Source organism: Streptomyces guryensis (genome assembly GCF_021261325.1).
Taxonomy (GTDB): domain Bacteria; phylum Actinomycetota; class Actinomycetes; order Streptomycetales; family Streptomycetaceae; genus Streptomyces; species Streptomyces guryensis.
The window spans coordinates 1-2197 of the sequence record NZ_JAJSBI010000069.1; the positions used below are offsets into that span (position 1 = coordinate 1).

The 2197-nt window shown below is 61.6% G+C and carries 1 protein-coding gene and 2 pseudogenes; 2 read left to right on the forward strand and 1 reads right to left on the reverse strand.

What is annotated here, in order from left to right:
• Positions 1–146: pseudogene (locus tag LJ657_RS47950) on the forward strand (IS3-like element ISRhosp5 family transposase); the annotation flags it as partial.
• Between the two features lie 85 nt (positions 147–231).
• Here LJ657_RS47950 and ltrA read toward each other — a convergent pair.
• Positions 232–1485: a group II intron reverse transcriptase/maturase gene (ltrA, locus tag LJ657_RS47955; protein ID WP_232656076.1), complete on the reverse strand. Its 1254-nt coding sequence runs from the start codon at positions 1483–1485 to the stop codon at positions 232–234.
• 590 nt (positions 1486–2075) lie between these two features.
• On the opposite strand from ltrA, the pseudogene LJ657_RS47960 reads away from it, so the two are divergent.
• Positions 2076–2197, forward strand: a pseudogene (locus LJ657_RS47960) (DDE-type integrase/transposase/recombinase); the annotation flags it as partial.

Consider the following 2197-nt stretch of genomic DNA (forward strand, 5'->3'; position numbering starts at 1 on the left):
GACGGGTCATGCGCAAGTTCGGCATCGCCGGGCTGCGGCTGCGCAAGCGCCAGGTCACCACCGTGCCCGAACCGTCCGCCACCCCGGTGCCGGACCTGTTCAAGCGTGACTTCACCGCAAGTGGGCCGAACGCGAAGTACGTCGGGTCGGGTAGCCGGAGGGAATTTCACCCTCCGGCTCCCACAGAACCGTGCGTAACAGTCTCCCGTTACACGGCTCTTGTCACCCTGATCACCAGAAATTACGGCACAGGCGCCAATGCGCGAACATTCCCGGGTATCGCTGTGTGATCCCCTGGAAACAGTCCTTGGCTTTCTTGAACCCGGCCAGCCGTTTGTACTTTCTGCGGATCCAGCGCACCAGGTAGGCGTTGACGCGCCGCAGGAGGGGTTTCAGCGCGGAGTGATAGAACGCTCCGTAGTACTGCATCCACCCTCGCACGATTGGGTTGATGATCCGTGCGAGTTGAGCGAAGGTATGGCCCGTGCGCCGGTGAATCCGCCACCCGCGCAATTCGAAACTAAGCCTCTTCAGGGCCTCCTTGCTGATCGCAGGCAGAAAACATGGGAATGTCACCCCATGCTTGCTGCGCGCCGCGCGAGCGCGGAACGTGAACCCCAGGAACGTGAACGCCGTGTGCTCATACGAGATCCGCCGGTTCGCGTCCTTGCAGTAGACGATCCGGGTCTTGTCGGGATGCAGACGCAGCCCGACCTCTTCCATCCGGTTCCCGATCGCCTCCACCAGTCTTCTGGCCTGGCGCTCGCTGGCGCAGTGCACGACCGCGTCATCCACGTAGCGTTCGAAGGGAACGTTCGGGAATTCCCGAGTCAGCCACATATCGAACGCGTAGTGGAGGAACAGATTCGCCAACACGGGCGAGACCGATGACCCTTGCGGGGTCCCCCGGTCTCGCATCTGCAAGGTGCCATCGGGTAGTTGAAGTGGTGCCTCCAGCCATCGCCGGACGTACAACTTCACCCAAACGGCGTCGATGTGTGCTTCCACAGCCTTGACGACGAGGTCCCAGCGGACGCTGTCGAAGAACTTCTGGATGTCGAGGTCGACGACCCAGTCCTTCTTCCAGCAGCGTTCTCGGCACTTCTCCACCGCGTCCAGCGCCGACCGTCCGGGCCGATACCCGTAGGAGTCCGGATGGATTTTCGGTTCCACCTCGCGCTCCAGACGGGCGGCCACTACGGTCTGTGCAATTCTGTCCGCGACCGTGGGAACGCCGAGAATTCTGGTACCACCGCCATGCGGCTTCGGAATCTCCACAGCTCGCACCGGGGGCGGAAAGTAGCTACCCGAGGACATCCGGTTCCAGATCTTGAAGAGATTACCCCTCAGATCCTTCTCGAAGTCCTCGATCGAGCAACCGTCCACGCCCGGCGCCCCCTTATTGGCCTTTACCTTTTCCCATGCCTCCCATACTTCCCACTTCGAGATCTCAAACGACTTTCCTGGCGACTTCAGCTCGCCCACCCGACTCCTCCCAGGAAATACCCGGTTGATCGAACGAACACAGCCACGGATGACCCGGCCCCTTCGCTCCATCCCCATTACAGGGACTTCATCACTACTACGAGCCGGTCCGCCGGCGAGTCCCGCACCGGTACTCGATCCCTCGCGGTTTCCGCCGCTTCGGGACACTCCCTCTCCCTGCCCATGAGGCAGGACTATCGGGACTCGCCTTCCCACGTTCCACGTGAAAGCAGCAGACCAGGCTCGCGTCGCCTCCATGCCGGGCACCATCTGGCCAGTAGACGGGTGTCCGCCAGACTTGTCCTGGAGCCATATCTACACCCCCAGTTTCGATGCCGTCTAAATACGTTTTCGACACGTCATCAGCGATTCGCTTGCGCTCGCCTTCCTGATCCCCACCTGACGCCTCATGGGCGCCTTTTCCACATCGCTCACCACGACGGTCTTTAGCCAACGCAGCATGTGGCGGTTTGAAGCCTCCCCCCGCAGGGCGGCTCCGAAGGGCCTACCTTCATCTTTCACGCAACACCGCATTTAAAGAGGTGCCGACCTGCATTCCTGAACCTCTCCTCCTGCGTTCGTGGCACACCGACATCACCTACCTGCCGGTGGGCGACGGCGAGTTCCTGTATCTGGCGACCGTGATCGACTGCTTCTCACGCCGTCTGGTGGGCTGGTCGATCGCCGACCACATGCGCACCTCGCTGGTCAC